The organism is Dickeya parazeae Ech586 (assembly GCF_000025065.1).
Classification (GTDB): domain Bacteria; phylum Pseudomonadota; class Gammaproteobacteria; order Enterobacterales; family Enterobacteriaceae; genus Dickeya; species Dickeya zeae.
The window spans coordinates 1,091,240-1,109,674 of record NC_013592.1; the positions used below are offsets into that span (position 1 = coordinate 1,091,240).

At 56.2% G+C, this 18,435-nt stretch carries 13 protein-coding genes; 8 read left to right on the forward strand and 5 right to left on the reverse strand.

Going from position 1 to position 18,435, the window contains the following annotated elements; all coding sequences use genetic code 11:
- Positions 1 to 23 precede the first annotated feature (23 nt).
- A complete protein-coding gene (gene rdgC, locus DD586_RS04930) occupies positions 24 to 935 on the reverse strand; it encodes a recombination-associated protein RdgC (RefSeq protein WP_012883715.1) in 912 nt (303 codons plus the stop codon).
- Between the two features lie 192 nt (positions 936 to 1,127).
- Between rdgC and mak the strand changes: the two genes are divergently transcribed.
- Complete coding sequence (mak, locus tag DD586_RS04935; protein WP_012883716.1) at positions 1,128 to 2,039, forward strand: fructokinase; 912 nt, start codon at positions 1,128 to 1,130, stop codon at positions 2,037 to 2,039.
- Between the two features lie 66 nt (positions 2,040 to 2,105).
- On the opposite strand, the gene DD586_RS04940 is transcribed toward mak, so the two are convergent.
- A complete protein-coding gene (locus tag DD586_RS04940) occupies positions 2,106 to 5,789 on the reverse strand; it encodes an SbcC/MukB-like Walker B domain-containing protein (RefSeq protein WP_012883717.1) in 3,684 nt (1,227 codons plus the stop codon).
- A complete protein-coding gene (gene sbcD / locus DD586_RS04945) occupies positions 5,786 to 7,018 on the reverse strand; it encodes an exonuclease subunit SbcD (protein ID WP_012883718.1) in 1,233 nt (410 codons plus the stop codon). Before sbcD ends, DD586_RS04940 begins: the two co-directional genes overlap by 4 nt.
- A gap of 322 nt (positions 7,019 to 7,340) precedes the next feature.
- Between sbcD and phoB the strand changes: the two genes are divergently transcribed.
- The 6 genes from phoB (at position 7,341) to proY (ending at position 14,978) form a co-directional block, all read left to right on the forward strand.
- On the forward strand, positions 7,341 to 8,030 hold the full coding sequence (gene phoB, locus DD586_RS04950) for a phosphate response regulator transcription factor PhoB (RefSeq protein WP_012883719.1): 690 nt from the start codon (positions 7,341 to 7,343) through the stop codon (positions 8,028 to 8,030).
- Positions 8,031 to 8,057: 27 nt separating this feature from the next.
- The gene (phoR, locus tag DD586_RS04955; RefSeq protein ID WP_012883720.1) at positions 8,058 to 9,380 is read left to right on the forward strand and encodes a phosphate regulon sensor histidine kinase PhoR; all 1,323 of its coding nucleotides are present in this window, start codon (positions 8,058 to 8,060) and stop codon (positions 9,378 to 9,380) included.
- Positions 9,381 to 9,476: 96 nt separating this feature from the next.
- Positions 9,477 to 10,451, forward strand: coding sequence for a PstS family phosphate ABC transporter substrate-binding protein (locus tag DD586_RS04960; RefSeq protein WP_012883721.1), 975 nt, complete (start codon positions 9,477 to 9,479; stop codon positions 10,449 to 10,451).
- A gap of 246 nt (positions 10,452 to 10,697) precedes the next feature.
- Positions 10,698 to 11,813, forward strand: a complete 1,116-nt coding sequence (locus DD586_RS04965; protein WP_012883722.1) for a cobalamin-independent methionine synthase II family protein — start codon at positions 10,698 to 10,700, stop codon at positions 11,811 to 11,813.
- Positions 11,814 to 12,209: 396 nt separating this feature from the next.
- Positions 12,210 to 13,529, forward strand: coding sequence for a branched-chain amino acid transport system II carrier protein (gene brnQ, locus DD586_RS04970; RefSeq protein WP_012883723.1), 1,320 nt, complete (start codon positions 12,210 to 12,212; stop codon positions 13,527 to 13,529).
- Positions 13,530 to 13,628: 99 nt separating this feature from the next.
- Positions 13,629 to 14,978, forward strand: a complete 1,350-nt coding sequence (gene proY / locus DD586_RS04975; protein WP_041164800.1) for a proline-specific permease ProY — start codon at positions 13,629 to 13,631, stop codon at positions 14,976 to 14,978.
- A 96-nt stretch (positions 14,979 to 15,074) separates the two neighbouring features.
- On the opposite strand, the gene DD586_RS04980 is transcribed toward proY, so the two are convergent.
- A complete protein-coding gene (locus DD586_RS04980; protein WP_041164803.1) occupies positions 15,075 to 16,130 on the reverse strand; it encodes a zinc-binding alcohol dehydrogenase family protein in 1,056 nt (351 codons plus the stop codon).
- 20 nt (positions 16,131 to 16,150) lie between these two features.
- Positions 16,151 to 17,341 (reverse strand): serine hydrolase domain-containing protein, encoded by a 1,191-nt coding sequence (locus DD586_RS04985; protein WP_012883726.1) that lies wholly within the window; start codon positions 17,339 to 17,341, stop codon positions 16,151 to 16,153.
- Positions 17,342 to 17,479: 138 nt separating this feature from the next.
- Between DD586_RS04985 and DD586_RS04990 the strand changes: the two genes are divergently transcribed.
- Positions 17,480 to 18,391, forward strand: coding sequence for a LysR family transcriptional regulator (locus DD586_RS04990; RefSeq protein ID WP_012883727.1), 912 nt, complete (start codon positions 17,480 to 17,482; stop codon positions 18,389 to 18,391).
- Positions 18,392 to 18,435: the final 44 nt, after the last annotated feature.

The following is an 18,435-nucleotide window of genomic DNA, read 5'->3' on the forward strand; positions in this document are numbered from 1 at the left end:
CAGAGGCCAACGGAGATGACCAGTCAACGTTGTGCCTCGCCCCCTAAGGCGTCGGTGAGGCTGGCTATCAATGCGGCGACTTCGCCGGTCATCAGCGTAAAATCTGCATCAAAGCGTTGTGCCACGTCTTCCCGGTCGATATCGTCGTTTTGTTCACGCAGCGTATCAGCGAATTTCAGCCGTTTGAGTGAGCCATCATCCGCCAGTACGAGCTGGATGCGCTCCTGCCAGTCCAGCGCCAGTTTGGTTACCACTTTGCCCGCTTCGATGTGGGTGGCTATCTCGTCACTGACCAGTTCCTGCTTCTTACAGCGGATCACGCCGCCATCTTCCAGCACCGCTTTCAGTTCGGCTTCGTCCTGCAAGGTAAAACCGGCGGGCGTTTGACCGGAGCGGACCCATTCGGTCAACGTCAGTTCAATCGGATTTTCCATCGTGAGTGGGACCACCGGCAGCGACCCCAGCGTTTTACGCAGCAGCGCCAGCGTATCTTCGGCTTTCTTGGCGCTGGCGGCATCCACCATAATCAGATGATTGACGGTGTCTATCCACAGCGAAATCTGGCTAAAACGACTGAAGGCGCGAGGCAACAGACTGTGCAACACGTCGTCTTTCAGCGCGTCTTTTTCGGTTTTCTTCAGTTTGCGGTGCTGTTCGCCTTCCAGTTTGTCGATTCTGGCTTGCAGTGCCTGTTTGATGACGGGAGCCGGCAGGATTTTCTCTTCTTTGCGCGCGCAGATCAGAATCTGACCGTTAGCCACGTGCGTCAGGGCATCACCATGAGGGCCCATCGGTGACACCCAGCCGGTTTTGGTCATATCCTGACTGCCGCAGGGGGTGAACGCGAAGGAGGCCAGCTGTGTCTCCATGGCATCCGCAGAGAGGCTGATATCGCGACTCAGACGATAGATCATCACATTTTTAAACCACAGCATTTTTCTTCCCAGACTGGCGCGTCTCTGGCGCACTTTCTCGTGATAACACGAAGCGAGTTTCAAGACGCAAGGGTTAATCGCAGCGGGCATAATAACGAATTGTGGAGAGAGGCGGTACGATTACGATAATGTCATCGTCAGTCAGACGTGAGTTCGGTAGATAATGGGCTCGGTAGATAAACAGGAGACAACGTGCGAATAGGTATTGATTTGGGCGGCACCAAAATCGAGGTGATCGCGTTGACGAATGACGGTGAGGAAGCCTTTCGTCATCGTGTGGCGACGCCGCGCCACGATTATCGTCAAACCCTGCTCACTATCGCCAACCTGGTCGAGATGGCGGAGCAGGCCACCGGGCAACGCGGCAGTGTGGGTATGGGTATTCCCGGTACGTTGTCACCGGTAACCGGGCTGGTCAAAAACGCCAACTCGGTTTGGCTGAATCAGCAGCCGCTGGATCAGGATCTGGCGCAACTGTTGGGACGATCGGTACGGGTGGCGAATGACGCCAACTGCTTTGCGGTATCCGAAGCGGTGGATGGTGCTGCGGCAGGGGCCAGTAAGGTGTTCGCGGTTATTATCGGTACCGGCTGTGGCGCGGGTATGGCGTTGGATGGCAGAGTGCACAGCGGGCGCAACGGCGTCGCAGGTGAATGGGGTCATAACCCATTGCCGTGGATGGATGAGGACGAATGGCGCGACCAGCAGACGATGCCCTGCTATTGCGGCCGTACCGGGTGTATCGAAACCTTTATTTCCGGGACAGGCTTTGGCATGGATTATCAACGTCTGAGCGGTCATGCACGGCACGGTCATGAGATTATTGCGTTGGCTGAACAGGGCGACCGACTGGCGGAGCAGGCATTGCAGCGTTATGAACAGCGGCTGGCGAAGTCGCTGGCGCATATCGTTAATGTGCTGGATCCTGATGTGATCGTGCTGGGTGGGGGAATGAGTAACGTGAAGCGACTGTATGACACCGTCCCGGCGCTGCTAAAGCAGTGGGTATTTGGCGGTGAGTGCGACACACCGGTTCGACAGGCGATGCACGGCGACTCCAGCGGTGTGCGCGGTGCGGCATGGCTGTGGCCGCGAGAATCATAACCGAGCAAGATGACGATGACAGGGGACGTCGACGACGTCCCCTGATGACTCATTTCACGGCATGATTCATTTCACAGCATAGACGCTGTCGAGCTGGCTGATGCCGAGACCGTTGCGCTTTTTGACCCGAATTTGCACCTGTATGCGCTCTTTCATCGCTTCCACATGGCTGATAACGCCGATGGTTTTGCCGGAGGCATTGAGGTTGTCCAGCACGTCCAGCGCGGTATCCAGCGTTTCGCCATCCAGTGTGCCGAACCCTTCATCAAGAAACAGCGAGTCGATACGGGTTTTCGCGCTCACCAGGTCGGATAATGCCAGCGCCAGCGCCAGGCTGACCAGAAAACTTTCGCCGCCGGACAAGGTTCGGGTATCGCGTACCGCGTCAGCCTGCCAGGTATCGACCACCTGTAACTCCAGCGTGTCGGAGGCCTTGCGTTGCAACAGGTAGCGTCCATGCAGCCGCGAGAGCTGACGATTGGCCAGGAACACCAGGTGATCCAGCGTCAATCCTTGTGCAAAACGGCGGAATTTATCGCCTTTTTGCGAGCCGATTAACTGATTGAGATAGCCCCAGTCATCACACACGTGCTGGCCTCGCTCGATAGCCTCGAGTAATTGGCGTTGCTTATCGCGGCGTTGCTGGTCACTGGTCAGTTGCTGGCGTAATTCGCCTTGTCGTTCGGCTTCGACTTTTACCATATCGCCGAGTCCGGAAAGCAACTGGCGAATATCCCAGTCGTTGATGCCTTCCGGCATGGATTCTGGGCGTGACGCCAGATGGTTTTCCAGCGTGTTATTCGCCTGTTGCAGCAAAGCCTCCACCTGCTGCTGGCGCTGGTTCAGGCGCTCTTTTAAGGTGACGAGCTGCTGGCGTTCCGTTTCATCCAACAAGGCCTGGCGAAACGCGGTTTCGTCATCGAACCCGGCCGCGGCCAGTTCTTCGGCAAACTGAGCCTGAAGCTGTTGTAACGCCGTATCGGCATGCTGGCTTTGTTGCTCCAGACTGTCGACTTCCCCGCTAAGACGGCTTTGCAGTGACTGGCCTTGTTGCCATTGCTGCTGTGCTTGCTGGCCTTCCTGCTCCAGTGTCTGACTGACCTGCCGCAATTGCTTGAGCACGTCGTTGACCGCCTGATTACCCATCAATTGCCAGCGTTGTTGCTGGGCCTGTTCCAGCGTGCGCTGGGTTTCAGTCAGTTGCAACTGGCCGGTTTTGATGGCGCTTTCGGTTTCTTCCAGCCGTCGCTGGCTGGCGATGATTTCCGCTTCCAGCGCGGCCAGTTGCGGCCGACACTGATTCTGTTCGTGCTCGTTTTCCTGCCAGCGTAACCATTCTGTCTGGCGTTGGCGTAACCATTCTTCCTGCTGTGCCAGTGTTGGTGCGGTCAACCCGAAGGTTTCCATCGTTTGGCTCAGGCTGTCGTGCAGGCGTGCCAATTCACGTTCGGTTTTATCCAGTAATAGCTGCTGTTCATCCCGTGATGCCTGCAATGCGGCCTGCTGCTGGCTGTTGAGCTCCAACTGCTGCACGGTTTGCGCCAGCAGTTGCTGGGCAGACGTGAGTAAATCCTTACTTTCCTGAATATGGCGTTGGTTGCGCTCACGGCTGGCAATTTGCGCCTGTAGCGACTGTTCTTGTGCATCGCAGGATTCAATCCACTGGTGTAGCGTCGGCAATTGGAGTGGATCGAAGCTCACCAGTAAATGCTCACTCACCGACTGGCACTGTTGCCGCAGCGATTCGTAATCGCGCTGGACGCTCTCAAGCGCGTTTTGTTGCTGCTGGCGGTGCTGTTTTTGCAACTGGAGCTGGGTTTCGGTTTGCACGACGTTGGCTTTCAGCGTCTCGACTTCCTGACGCAGCGCGTGCAATCGAATCTGGGTTTCTGAGGGGCGCAACGCCTGATAACGCTCCACCGCCGGGTGATGCGTTGAACCACACAGCGGACATTCTTTGCCCGGTTGTAATTGCTGGCGTTCTTTTTCCAGGCTAACGATGTGCAGTTCCAGCTCGTGACGTTTATCGAGATCCGCCAGATGGCTGGCCTGATTTTGATAATCCCGACGTTGCTGCACTTGCAGTTCTTCCAGCGTTTGAATCCGTTGTAGCGTCTCTAGCTGTTGCGCTTCCAGTAGGGTGCGCTGGCTAATCAACCGTTGCAGTACCGCTGCGCTGGTAGCCAGTTGCTGACGCTCCGGGCGTTCCGCCATGCGTCGTGCCAACTGCTGACGCAAGCCTGCCAGCGGGTGTTCCGCCTCCATCTGTTCATCCTGCTTCAGATGGTCATTCAGCAGTTGTTGGGCGCGCTCAGTGGCATTTTGCTGCGCCTGCTGTTTCTCAACCAGTGAAGCGCGCTGCTGGTCGAGGTATTCCGCCTGAATCTGCTGCTGTGCCACTTTTTCCTGCACGACGTGCAGGTCCTGCTGCCATTTATGCTGTTGCGGGAATTGCGCCTGCCACAGTGGAATATGGCTGCCCAGATACTGGTGGCGGCTATGCTGCTGGCGATAGGTATCGATATCTTCCAGCCGTTGCCGCGTTTGTTCTTGCTGGCGCTGCAATCTGGCCAACGTGGTTATCAGCATTTTTTGCTGTTCAACCAGATTATCCAACGCTTGCTGTTGCTGGTTGCGCTGTGTTTGCAGAGTGGCGATGTGATGATCCAGCGGCAAAATCCGCTCGTTAATCAGTGTTTCTTGTTGCTGACGGTAGTCCGCATGTTGCTGGCGTGCAGACAGCGCTTTTTCCAGCTGTGTCTTCAACTGGTTCTGGGCTTCCTGCTGGCGGCTGATTTGCTGGCGCACGTTGGTCAACTGTTGGCTCAGACGTTGTTTTTCCCGCTGCGCCCGCCCACGCTCGTCGAAGCGGGGACGTAGTTTTTCTGCGGGTTCGCCGCGCTCTAGTTTATCCAGTTGCGGTTGGGACTGTTGCTGTAATTGCTGCTGTGCGACGTGCTGTTGCTGTACGTGTTTTTGCGCCTGCTGGAGCTGTAATAGCGTGTCGTACCAGCGTTGATGCGCCAGGACTTCTTCCCGGTGTATCGACAGGGATTGCTCCTGCTGGCGGATAGCGTCCAGTTGTTGTTCCAGCGCCTGACGCTGCTCGTCACTCAGTAGTTCCAGCGTAGCGACCTTCGCCCGTAACGTTTCCAACTGGGTTTGTGCTTCTTTGTGTTTCTCAAAGACGCGCTCGGAGATCAACCCATAGATATCGGTGCCGGTCAGTTCTTCAAGTAATTCTGCCCGTTGATTGGCATCGGCGTTGAGGAACGCGGCGAACTGCCCCTGAGACAACATCATTGACTTGGTGAATCGATCGAAATCCAACCCGGTGAGGTCGGCTATCATCGTCAGCTTGTCGTTTACTTTGTCGGTCAGGATCTTGCCGTCAGCGCACAACGCCAGCTCAACTTTGGGCGGCTGCAGATTGCCTTCCGGGCTGTTGTGGGCGCGACGCTGGCTCCAGAACGCGCGGTAAGCGACATTTTTTACCTCGAATTCCACCTCAGCCAGACATTCGGCCGTGTGGCGGGTCATTAATTCGTTATGGCTGGGGCTGACCTTCAGGCGCGGCGTCTGGTGGTAGAGCGCCAGACAGATGGCGTCCAGCAGGGTGGTTTTCCCGGCACCGGTAGGCCCGGTGATGGCGAAAAGGCTATTGCTGATAAATGGCTCGCGCGTGAAGTCGATTTTCCACTCGCCCTGCAATGAGTTGAGGTTTTTCAGGCGCAGGCTAAGAATTTTCATGCGGACGTCTCCTGTCGCTGTGCGTCAATCTCCTGCATAACCCGATTGAACAATCCTTTTAGACGTTGCTGGCGCGGCTCATCCAGACCGTCTTCCAGTGCCAGACGTCGTTCAAATACCTCGGCCGGTTGTAACTCTTCCAGCGTCTCTTTTTCCAATTGCACCAGCATTTGCTGTTGTTGTTCCCGGGCACGACGCAGCAGGATCACGTCCACATTGAGTGGCTCGGTCAGTGCCTGAATATGTTGCTGGATGTCACTCAGGTAGTCCTGTGTGGCGATTTCAATATCCAGCCATACCGGTTTGTCGCCATGATAATCGCGGAACCCGGCCAGACGGCGTTCTATCTCCGGCAGATTGCCTTTCACCAGTTGCATCGGCTGTTCGCTCGGTATCGTCAGCGCGGTGACTTCCTGCAATTTTCCCTGTTCAAAGTGCACCAGGTAGACCGATTTCTCATGATTGAGCTCATCAAAACTCAGCGGGATCGGTGAGCCGCTGTAGCGGATGTGTTCGCATTGCGCCACGCGCTGTGGACGATGAATATGCCCAAGCGCAATGTAGTCAGCCGGTGGGAAAGCCTGTGCCGGGAAGGCATCCAGCGTACCGATGTAAATATCGCGCACGGAATCCGATGTGGCGACGCCCACGGTGGTGAGGTGCCCGGTGAGCACGATCGGCAGTTCTTTACCCAGTGCCGCACGCTGCTCGCAGGCAAGCTGATAACAGCGCTGATAATGGCTGGCGATAGCGTCTTGTAACGCCTGCTGTTTTTGTGCGCCAGACTGTCCCGCCTGGCTGGTAAGCACATCGCGCGGACGCAGAAACGGAACAGCGCACAGCATCGCGCCGGGCTCGCCGTCACGGTTATTCAGTACCCGTACCTGCTCATGGATATCGCCGTCAAAACCGGCGATCACCTGGGTATTCAGGCAGGCCAGCAACGCGCGGGATTCGTTCAGGGTCGCGACGGAGTCATGATTGCCGCCGAGCACCACCAACTGGCAACCGGTACGCTGCAACGCCACCACAAACTGGTTATACATTTCTCGGGCATAGCTGGGCGGTGCGCCATTATCGAACACATCACCTGCTACTATTACTGCATCGGCCTGATATTGCTCAACCTGCTGCACCAGCCAGTGCAAAAAAGCCTGATGCTCAGGCGCACGGCTACGGGTATAAAAGTACTGACCGAGATGCCAGTCAGACGTATGAATAATTCGCATGAGACTCCCTGCAGGTGAGTGCAAACGAGATGTTGTTTTTGGCGGTGTTCAGACAACGGCACAAGGCGGGCACCGTAGTTAATGGCGAAACGCCGCGTCTTTATCATCGGCGATTATAGGCGTGCAGTTTAGGGCATGTCCCATAATATCTGTATGAACATGGCAACATAGCGTGGTAGGGCGGAGAAAATCAGCCGGGCGGAGGTGCTGGTAAGGCCGCGTCAGGGGCGTGGTTTGTCGGGGGATTTTTCATAAATCTGTCATAAAACTGACGCATAATGCACACCGCACGCTAACCGTGACGATTAACGGCAGGATTGATATGGCAAGACGTATTTTGGTGGTGGAAGATGAAGCGCCGATTCGTGAGATGGTGTGCTTCGTGCTTGAGCAGAACGGCTATCAGCCGGTTGAGGCCGAGGATTACGACAGCGCGGTGAACCGGCTGGCTGAGCCTTATCCTGAGCTGGTGCTGCTGGACTGGATGCTGCCCGGTGGGTCCGGTTTACAGTTTATCAAGCACATGAAACGTGAAGCGCTGACGCGGGATATTCCGGTCATGATGCTGACGGCCCGTGGTGAAGAAGAAGATCGTGTGCGCGGTCTTGAAGTCGGTGCCGATGATTACATCACCAAACCGTTTTCACCGAAAGAGTTGGTGGCGCGCATCAAAGCGGTAATGCGTCGGATTTCGCCGATGGCGGTGGAAGAAGTGATCGAAATGCGCGGCTTAAGCCTGGATCCTTCCTCTCACCGGGTGACCACGGAAGAGCACGCGCTGGACATGGGGCCGACGGAGTTCAAACTGCTGCACTTCTTTATGACTCACCCTGAACGGGTATATAGTCGAGAGCAGTTGCTGAATCACGTGTGGGGCACTAACGTTTATGTTGAGGATCGTACTGTGGATGTCCATATCCGCCGTCTGCGCAAGGCGTTGGAGACCAGTGGACACGACAAGATGGTTCAGACCGTTCGGGGAACTGGATACCGTTTCTCAACACGTTATTGATAGCGTGAGTCCCGGAGAAAATCTGACGTGCTAGAACGTTTGTCCTGGAAAAAGCTGGCGCTGGAGCTGGCTTTTTTTTGTTTGCCCGGCTTATTACTGGGGCTGATTATCGGTTATCTGCCCTGGTTTCTACTGGCGTCGGTGCTGACGGCGCTGTGCTGGAACTTCTATAACCAACTGCGCTTGTCCTACTGGTTGTGGGTTGACCGCAGTATGACCCCGCCGCCCGGCCGCTGGAGCTGGGAGCCTTTGTTCTACGGTTTGTACCAAATGCAGTTGCGTAATCGCCGTCGTCGGCGCGAACTGGCACTGCTGATCAAACGTTTCCGCAGTGGGGCGGAATCGCTGCCGGATGCGGTGGTCATCACCACCGAAGAGGGCGTCATCATTTGGTGTAACCGGCTGGCGCAGCACCTGCTGAGTTTTCGCTGGCCGGAAGATAATGGTCAGAATATCCTCAACTTGTTGCGCTACCCGGAATTTACCCAGTATATGCAACAGCAAGATTTCAGCCGCCCGCTGACGCTGACGCTGAAAAATGCGCATCATGTCGAATTCCGGGTGATGCCGTATTCAGAAGGGCAGTTGCTGATGGTGGCACGTGATGTCACCCAGATGCATCAACTCGAAGGGGCGCGGCGTAACTTTTTCGCCAACGTCAGCCATGAGCTGCGCACGCCGTTGACGGTGTTGCAAGGCTATCTGGAAATGATGAACGACGAATCGCTGGATGGTGCTTTGCAGGCTAAGGTGCTGCACACCATGCAGGAACAAACCCGCCGGATGGATGGGCTGGTGCGGCAACTGCTGACACTGTCGCGTATTGAAGCCGCCGCGGCTATCGATCTCAACGAGAAGGTGGATATTCCGCTGATGTTGCGGGTGCTCAAACGCGAAGCGGATACCTTGAGTCAGGGGCGTCATGAGATAGTGTTTCGCGTCAATGAGCAGTTACAGGTGTTCGGCAACGAGGAGCAGTTGCGTAGCGCGGTGTCGAATTTGGTGTATAACGCGGTTAACCACACGCCGCAAGGCACGCGTATTGAGGTGTGCTGGCAGCAAACGCCGCAGGGCGCGCAGTTCCAGGTTAGCGATAACGGTCCGGGCATTGCCGCAGAACATCTTCCCCGTCTGACGGAGCGCTTTTATCGTGTCGACAAAGCCCGTTCGCGCCAGACTGGCGGCAGTGGGTTGGGGCTGGCCATCGTCAAGCACGCGCTCAGCCATCATGACTCTCGTCTGGAGATCCTCAGTGAAGAAGGTACAGGCTCTCGCTTCATGTTTACCTTGCCGAATCAGCTGATTGTTCGTTCGGTATTAAGTCAGAATGCCGCGAATCCGCTGCGCTAAGCCATGCGGCGGGACTTGATTGTCCCCGCCGCAGTGCCGAGAATAGTGCGTTCTTGTCTTTCACTTCTTTCATTTTCACTCCGATGGAAAACGCACATGAAACCCGTCCGTTACCTGTTTGCTTTGCTGTTGTGCCTGTCTGGTCAGCTTGCTGCTGCGCCGCAGGCGATGTTGGCAGGTAACCTTTCCAGTGCGGGTTCCGACACGCTGGCGAACCTGATGACGTTCTGGGCGGCGGATTTCAGTCAGCATCATCCCGGTGTTAATCTCCAGGTTCAGGCGGCGGGGTCATCCTCAGCGCCAACGGCACTGGCAGCAGGGGCGGCGCAACTGGGGCCGATGAGTCGGCCAATGAAAAGTAGCGAAATCGAAGCGTTCGAGCAGCATTATGGCTATGCGCCAACGGCAGTACCGGTCGCGCTGGATGCACTGGTGGTGTTGGTCAATCAGGATAACCCGTTAACCGGACTGACGGTGCGTCAACTGGACGCCATTTTCTCCATAACCCGCCGTTGTGGCGCGGGGAAAACGGTACAGCGCTGGCAGGAGTTGGGACTAAACGGCGTCTGGCAACAGCGTTCGTTACTGCGTTATGGGCGTAATTCTGCGTCCGGCACGTACGGCTTTTTCAAACAACAGGCGTTGTGTGGTGGTGATTTTCTGCCGCAGGTCAATGAGCTTCCCGGTTCTGCCTCAGTAGTGCAGGCGGTTGCGGCATCGGTGAATGCCATCGGCTACGCCAGTATTGGTTTTCGCGCCAGCGGGGTACGGGTGCTGGCACTGGCCATCAGCGACAAAGACGACTACGTGTTGCCGACTGCCGATACTATCCGTAGTGGACGTTATCCTTACACCCGCTATCTCTATATCTACGTGAATAAAACACCGGGCCAGCCACTGGAGCCGCTGACGGCTGCGTTTTTGGACCGGGTGCTGTCAGTGTCAGGACAGGCGTTGGTCAGCCAGGACGGCTACCTGCCATTGCCGGAAATGGTGCGTGAGCAAACCAGACGATCGCTCGGTCTTGATGACCTGACACCGGCGTCAATGAGTGTTTCTGCAACAAATTGATGATAAAGATGAATTTATTTCATGTGTCGTGAAAATTCCTCCATTGTCGTTGAGAAAAATGCATGACAGGATAGTTTTACTTTTAGCCGTCTGGATGGCTATAAAATTCAGTGGCGAAATTATTTTAGTTAAAACTATTTCTTCTGAAAACTATTTCTACTAAAAACGCATTCATCTAAAAATCGACTCGTCTGACACCTACTGCCGGAAATCAGCTATTTGGGGTCAGACGTGCAGGAGCAAAACATGACACAAGCCCTTCCTCCGTTTCGTGCCGATGTGGTCGGCAGTTTGTTGCGCCCGGCGGCTATCAAGCAGGCCCGTTTACAGTTTCAGGCCGGTGAGATCGATGTCGCCGCGTTACGCCGTGTTGAAGATCAGGAAATCCAGCGTGCCGTGGAATTGCAGCGTGCTGCTGGCCTGCAATTGGTGACCGACGGCGAATTCCGTCGTGCCTGGTGGCACTTTGACTTTTTCGACAGCCTCAATGGCGTGGAGCGTTATGAAGCGGAGCAGGGCATCCAGTTCACTGGTGTGCAGACAAAAGCCCGTGGCGTAAAAGTCACCGGCAAGGTCAGCTTTAATCCTCAGCATCCGATGCTGGAGGATTTCCGTTTCCTCCAACGTGTGTCTGGCGACGCCGTTGCCAAAATGACGATCCCCAGCCCGAGCGTGTTGCACTTCCGTGGCGGTCGTAAAGTGATTGATAGCACTGTTTATCCTGATCTGGCCGACTACTTCGACGATCTGGCGCTGACCTGGCGTGATGCCATCCGTGCCTTCTATGATGCCGGTTGCCGTTATCTGCAACTGGACGATACGGTATGGGCTTATCTGTGCTCTGAAGACCAGAGACGCCAGATTCGTGAGCGTGGTGATGACCCGGATTATCTGTGCCGTACCTATGCGCAAGTGCTTAATAAAGCACTGGAAGGCAAACCGGCCGATTTAGTGGTGGGCCTGCATGTCTGCCGTGGTAATTTCCGCTCCACCTGGATTTCCGAAGGGGGCTATGAACCTGTGGCGGAAACCCTGTTCGGGACAGTGAATGTGGATGCCTTTTTCCTCGAATACGATACCGAGCGGGCGGGTGGATTTGAGCCGCTGCGCTTCATCAAGCCAGGTCATCAGAAAGTGGTGTTGGGGCTTATCACCACCAAAAATGGGCAATTGGAAAACGCAGATGACGTACAAAAACGCATCGCCGAAGCAACACGTTATGTGGCGCTGGACCAACTGTGCCTGAGTCCGCAGTGTGGCTTTGCCTCTACCGAAGAGGGCAATACGTTGTCGGAAGAGCAGCAATGGGCAAAACTTAAACTGGTCGTGAATATCGCTAACCACGTTTGTCATTGCTGTTAGTTGGTGCAATGTCCTTTTTATAACGCCGGTATGCCCTACCGGCGTTTTTTATTCCCATAAGTTTTTAATATGGTTATTTGTTGCTCTTTGATGGAATTTTGAGCTTATCTTTCGCGCTGCAAACTGTTTTCATGCACAAATCATGTATAGTCTGTGGGTGAAAATATAAATTCTAATGCTGACTTTATATTGAAGATCAGATTAATGTTCTGGTTTACCGATCACGTATTGCCTTTTATTGCTATAAACGTTTTACTTAGCCCCCATTAACGCTGTGCAATAAAACCTCACATCATAATCCTGCACATCGCACGGCTCCCGCTTCTTGCGTGCGCCGCTTTACGCGCCCGGTTTGTGCCGGCAACACCATTTTTACAGGCAACAACAACATACATTATGAGTCATCGTTTAACTTCCAAAGATATCGTGGCATTGGGCTTCATGACCTTTGCCTTGTTCGTCGGCGCCGGGAATATCATTTTCCCGCCGATGGTCGGTCAACAGGCTGGCGAACACGTGTGGGTAGCCGCACTCGGCTTTCTGATTACCGCTGTTGGCTTGCCGGTGTTGACGGTGATAGCACTGGCGCGTGTGGGGGGGGGTATTGATACGCTCAGTAGCCCGATCGGCAAGAAAGCAGGTGTACTGTTGGCGACGGTCTGCTATCTGGCGGTAGGGCCGTTGTTTGCTACGCCGCGTACCGCGACGGTCTCGTTCGAGGTCGGTATTGCGCCGCTGGTGGGTGAGGGCGCGACGCCTCTGCTGGTTTACAGCCTGATCTACTTCGCTATCGTGATCGCGATTTCGCTCTATCCCGGCCGTCTGTTGGATACCGTTGGCCATATTCTGGCACCGGTGAAAATTATCGCCCTGACCGTGCTGGGGATTGCCGCGTTGGTATGGCCGGCAGGCACGCCAGCACCGACCGTTGAAGCCTATCAGCAGGTGCCATTCTCCACCGGTTTCGTGAATGGTTATTTGACCATGGATACGCTGGGCGCGCTGGTGTTCGGTATCGTCATCGTCAATGCGGCCCGTTCTCGTGGCGTGAGTGACGCCGGGTTGTTAACCCGTTACACCATTTTGGCTGGGCTGATTGCGGGGCTGGGATTAACGCTGGTTTATCTGAGCCTGTTCCATCTCGGTTCTTTCAGTGGTTCGTTGGTGCCGAACGCGCAAAACGGTGCTGAAATCCTGCATGCGTATGTACAGTACACCTTTGGCAACATGGGCAGCAGTTTCCTGGCGTTGCTGATCTTCATTGCCTGTATGGTCACTGCGGTGGGGTTGACCTGCGCCTGTGCCGAATTCTTTGCGCAGTACCTGCCATTGTCTTACCGTGCACTGGTGTTTGTGCTGGGGCTGTTCTCGATGGTGGTGTCCAATCTGGGGCTGAGCCACCTGATTCAACTGTCTGTGCCGGTACTGACCGCCATTTATCCGCCGTGCATCGTGTTGGTACTACTGAGTTTTACCCGTCGTTGGTGGAATAACAGCACGCATGTTATTGCACCGGTGATGCTGGTCAGCCTGGTCTTTGGCCTGTTGGACGGTATCAAGTCGTCGGCTTTTCAGTCATTACTGCCCGGCTGGACACAGAGCCTGCCGATGAGCGAGCAGGGGCTGGCCTGGTTGCCGCCATCCTTACTCATTCTGCTGGTAGTAGGGATTTATGACCGCATCACCGGTCGTCAGGAAGTCACGGCACATTCCTGAGTGGCAGTGGGACGGATGCTTTTCACCACAGGCGTTTGCCTGTGGTTTTTTCGTTTATAAAGACAGGGTTGCTCATTTATGGAACAACAATCCAAACCTATGGAACAACAATCCAAACTCAAGCGCGGCTTAAGTACGCGGCATATTCGTTTTATCGCGCTGGGCTCCGCCATTGGTACCGGGCTGTTTTACGGCTCGGCCAGCGCTATTCAGATGGCTGGCCCTAGCGTACTGCTGGCGTATCTGATTGGTGGCGTGTTCGCTTATATCATTATGCGGGCACTGGGGGAGATGTCTGTTAACAATCCGCAAGCCAGTTCTTTTTCCCGTTATGCCCGCGATTACCTCGGCCCGTTGGCCGGTTATATCACCGGGTGGACCTACTGCTTTGAGATGCTGATCGTCGCGATTGCCGATGTTACCGCTTTCGGCATTTATATGGGGGTCTGGTTTCCGGAGGTGCCGCACTGGATTTGGGTATTAAGCGTGGTGCTGATTATCGGTGCCATCAACCTGATGAATGTGAAAGTGTTTGGCGAACTGGAGTTCTGGTTTTCGTTTTTCAAGGTCGCGACCATTGTTGTCATGATCGTGGCCGGGGTTGGCATCATCGTTTGGGGGATTGGTAACGGCGGTGAGCCTACCGGTATCCATAATTTGTGGAGCAATGGCGGTTTCTTCAGTAACGGCGTGATGGGGATGATCCTGTCATTGCAGATGGTGATGTTTGCCTATGGCGGTGTCGAGATCATCGGGATTACTGCGGGTGAAGCCAAAGAACCGCACAAGTCCATTCCGCGCGCCATCAATTCTGTACCCTGGCGTATCCTGGTGTTCTACGTCGGCACCCTGTTTGTGATTATGTCGATTTACCCGTGGAATCAGGTGGGTACCAACGGTAGTCCGTTTGTACTGACCTTCCAGCACATGGGTATCACGGCGGCGGCCGGCATCCTGAATTTCGTGGTGATCACCGCCTCGCTGTCTGCCATCAACAGTGATGTGTTTGGCGTGGGGCGTATGTTGCACGGCATGGCGGAGCAAGGCCATGCACCGCAGGTGTTCGCCCGGTTGTCCCGTCGTGGTACCCCCTGGGTAACGGTGGTGGTGATGGTACTGGCGTTGCTGGTGGCGGTGTACCTCAACTACATCATGCCAGAGAAAGTGTTTCTGGTGATTGCGTCGCTAGCCACCTTTGCCACCGTATGGGTATGGATCATGATTCTGTGCTCACAGATTGCGTTTCGCCGCAAACTGAACCGCGAACAGGTGAATGCGCTGGCGTTTCCTCTGCCGGGTGGTGCGGCGACCGCAGCGGTCGGCGTTGTATTTCTGGTCTTTATCATCGGCCTGATTGGTTACTTCCCGGATACGCGCATTGCGCTGTACGCAGGTATAGTGTGGATCCTGCTGCTGTTGGCAAGTTACGCCCTTCGCCGTCGGCGCTGAGTGATAATCGTATTATCGTCGTTTACTTGCTGACCTGATACGGCGGAGCCGCAAGCAGCAGCATGATCCACGGCGGGCGGTGTTATGCAACGGCACTCATGCCAGGTTCTCTTTGGCGTCTTGTCGTTGCACATCCTGTGCGGAACGGGCCACCACCACTTTGCCGGTGATGCCACCATGTTCCACCAGTCGATGTGCCTCGCGCAGCCGGGCTGCATCTAGCGGATGCAGCACGCGGCAGGCAGTCGAACGTAGTACGCCCGCATCCACCAGCGCGGCCACTTCGTCGAGGATGCGGTGTTGCGCGATCATGTCCGGCGTGCCGAACAGCGGGCGTGTGAACACCATTTCCCAGTGTAGCGACACGCTCTTGCCCTTGAACGGCACCGCATCCAGCATCTCGTGATCAGTAATGATGCCCAGGTGCCCTTGTGGCGCGATTAAATCTGCCAGTTCGATCCAGTGCTCGGCCGTGTTCGACAGAGCAGCCACATGGGTGACAGGCGGCACCGGCAGTGCGCGGATCTGTGCTGGCAACGGTTTCTGATGGTCAATGACGTGGTGGGCGCCCAAGGCGAGGCACCAGTCGCGGCTTTCTTCGCGCGAGGCCGTGGCGATTACCGTCAGGCCAGTCAGCCGCCTGGCGAGCTGGATCAACATGGAGCCGACCCCGCCAGCGCCGCCCAGCAGCAACAGGCTGCCGACATTGGCTGGTTTGCCCGGCGGCACGCCAAGGCGGTCGAACAGCAGTTGCCAGGCGGTTAGCGAGGTTAGCGGCAGGGCCGCTGCTTCGGCGAAGCCCAGGGTTTCGGGCATATGGCCGACGATGCGCTCGTCTACCAGTTGAAACTGGGCATTGCTACCATTGTGATCGAAGGAACCTGCATAGTAGACGGCCTCACCCGGCCGGAACAGCGTGACCGCTTCACCAACGGCTGTGACGATCCCTGCCGCATCCCAGCCCAGCGAGCGGACGCTGTCGGGCGCAGCAACCAAACCTGCCCGGATCTTGGTATCCACCGGATTGACCGAGACGGCATGGACTGCCACAAGCAGGTCGTGCGGTCCCGGCTTCGGTCGCTCGGTGTCGATATCGGTCAGGCAGTCCGGATCGGTTAGGGCCGTACCGCGGCGAAACGCGATGGCAGCCATACGGGCAGGTGTCGTTTTCATCAGCAAACCTCCAGCGTGCCATACACGGCATCACGCAGTTCGGTGATGAAGCGGCCGGACATACCTTCGTACAACGTGTTGGTGAAGGCCACGACACTCAGACCTTGCGCCCGGTCCATGAACCAGGAGTGGCCGTAGGCACCGCCCCAGCGCCAGGTACCTTCGGATTCTGGTGAAGCCGCCAGACCGCGGTCACGCAGTACCGAGAAACCCAGACCGAAACCGAAACCAGGGGCATCGGGCAATTCTAGCCCGCCGGTCTGGTCACGTCCCATTTCCTCGACCAGTTCAACGGGTAGCAGTGTGCCGCCGCCTTGTCGCAGGATTTCCAGCAGACGTAGAAAGTCACCAGCCGTACCGGCCATACCGGCACCCCCCGATGGGAAGGCCTGAGCGTCGAAGATGCGGGCCGGACTATAGGTAATACCAACGGCTCCTTCGAAGGCGGAGACGGTTTCGCCCTCGGCGAGCCGGTGCGGCTTCGGCGCATCGTTGACATAGGGGGTTGCCACGCGCTGCGCATCACAGGCGACGAAGCCCGTGTCGGTCATACCCAGTGGGTCTGTGACCAGTTCCCTCACCGCCTTGTCCAGTGGTGTACCGTATATACGCTCGATCAGTGTGCCCAACACATCGGTTGCCAGTGAGTAGCCCCAACTCGTCCCCGGCTCGTATAGCAGCGGTACGCTGCTGAGGCGTCGCAGATTCTCCTCCAGGCTGATACCGGAAGCATCCATGCCATCCGAGACGCCAGCCCGTGTATAGGGGCCGTCTGCGTCGGCTTCAAAAAAACGGTAACCCAGCCCCGCTGTATGGCTAAGCAGTTGTCGCGCGGTGATACGCGCCGGTTGGCCATTGACCAATGCGGGACGAAACGTCGGCAACCAACGTTCAATACCCGTATCCAGATCGAGTCGGCCTTGTGCCACCAGCGCCAGCGCTGCGGTAGAGACGATGGGTTTGCTGACCGAAGCCAGTCGAAAGACCGTCTCCAGCGTCATTGCCCGTGCGCTTTCATCGTCGGCTAAACCAGCGGCTTGCTGGTGGATCAGTTCGCCGTCGCGGGCTACCAGGATAACGGCACCGACCAGACGACGGTCGTCCAGCGCCTGCTGCACGGCGGTCTCGATACGTGCTGACAGGTGTGCGTGTCGAACACCCTGACGCAGCGGGAATGACTGATTTGTCATGACAAATACCTCGATTCAATGGGTAACGCATCGACGATAGAAAATTTTTGATTAAAGAAAAAGTAGGCTACAGTTCCGTGATATGCGGAACTTTATGTCCGTAATTGTGAGAGGAGTAATTGTGAGAGGAATAGTATAGTGGACAGCCTAAATGGCTTCGTGGTGTTTGTGCAGGTTGCCGAGACGCGCAGCTTCGTCGCCGCTGGTCGGCTGCTGGGGGTCTCGGCCTCAGCTGTCGGCAAGAGTGTGGTGCGGCTGGAAGAGAAGTTGGGAGTGCGTCTGTTCCACCGCAGCACACGCAGCATCACGTTGACCGCCGAGGGCTCGCTATTTCTTGAGCGCAGCCGACGCATTCTGGCCGAGATTGAGGCGGCGGAACTGGAATTGTCGCAAGCGACTGCCGCACCGCGCGGACGCCTGCGGGTGAGCCTGCCGCTGGTCAGTTCGCTGGTGCTACCAGTACTTGGCGAGTTCATGCGTGAGTACCCCGAGATAGAGCTCGATCTGGATTTTACCGACCGGATGGTCGATGTGGTCGAGGAAGGTTTCGATGCCGTGGTGCGCACCGGTGAACCGGCGGATTCGCGTCTGTCGGCACGCCGTCTGGGCACCTTTGAAATGCAGCTGGTAGCCTCGCCGGACTATCTGGCACGTCGTGGTACCCCCATGCTGCCCGCCGATCTGCGTCAGCACTCCTGCCTGCACTATCGATGGCCCAACAGTGGCAAGCTGGAGAATTGGGCGCTGCGGCAAACGCCCGGTGAGCCAGAATGGCAACTGCCCACCTCGATGATCTGTAACAACATCGAGACGCGCGTGTGTTTTGCATTACAGGGACTGGGGATCGCCTATCTGCCGGATTTCGCCATCCGAGAACCCTTGGCTGATGGTCGGCTCAAGCCAATCCTGGCCGAGTATGTGCAGCACAGTGGGGTTTTCCATGTGCTGTGGCCTGCGAGCAAGCACCCCTCGCCAAAGGTTCGGGCGTTGGTCGATTTCCTGTGCTGTCGGGTATTCCCTGTCGTGAAGAGTAAGACACCCAGCCCCTGAGGTAAGCGCAGCCGATAACGAGGCGTGTCCCATGCCGCTTCATG

What these genes read in the sequence shown, in the direction of transcription:
- rdgC (WP_012883715.1), bottom strand. Translation starts at nt 935, where the DNA reads ATGCTGTGGTTTAAAAATGTGATGATCTATCGTCTGAGTCGCGATATC.
- DD586_RS04940 (WP_012883717.1), bottom strand. Translation starts at nt 5,789, where the DNA reads ATGAAAATTCTTAGCCTGCGCCTGAAAAACCTCAACTCATTGCAGGGC.
- sbcD (WP_012883718.1), bottom strand. Translation starts at nt 7,018, where the DNA reads ATGCGAATTATTCATACGTCTGACTGGCATCTCGGTCAGTACTTTTAT.
- phoB (WP_012883719.1), top strand. Translation starts at nt 7,341, where the DNA reads ATGGCAAGACGTATTTTGGTGGTGGAAGATGAAGCGCCGATTCGTGAG.
- DD586_RS04960 (WP_012883721.1), top strand. Translation starts at nt 9,477, where the DNA reads ATGAAACCCGTCCGTTACCTGTTTGCTTTGCTGTTGTGCCTGTCTGGT.
- DD586_RS04965 (WP_012883722.1), top strand. Translation starts at nt 10,698, where the DNA reads ATGACACAAGCCCTTCCTCCGTTTCGTGCCGATGTGGTCGGCAGTTTG.
- brnQ (WP_012883723.1), top strand. Translation starts at nt 12,210, where the DNA reads ATGAGTCATCGTTTAACTTCCAAAGATATCGTGGCATTGGGCTTCATG.
- proY (WP_041164800.1), top strand. Translation starts at nt 13,629, where the DNA reads ATGGAACAACAATCCAAACTCAAGCGCGGCTTAAGTACGCGGCATATT.
- DD586_RS04980 (WP_041164803.1), bottom strand. Translation starts at nt 16,130, where the DNA reads ATGGCTGCCATCGCGTTTCGCCGCGGTACGGCCCTAACCGATCCGGAC.
- DD586_RS04985 (WP_012883726.1), bottom strand. Translation starts at nt 17,341, where the DNA reads ATGACAAATCAGTCATTCCCGCTGCGTCAGGGTGTTCGACACGCACAC.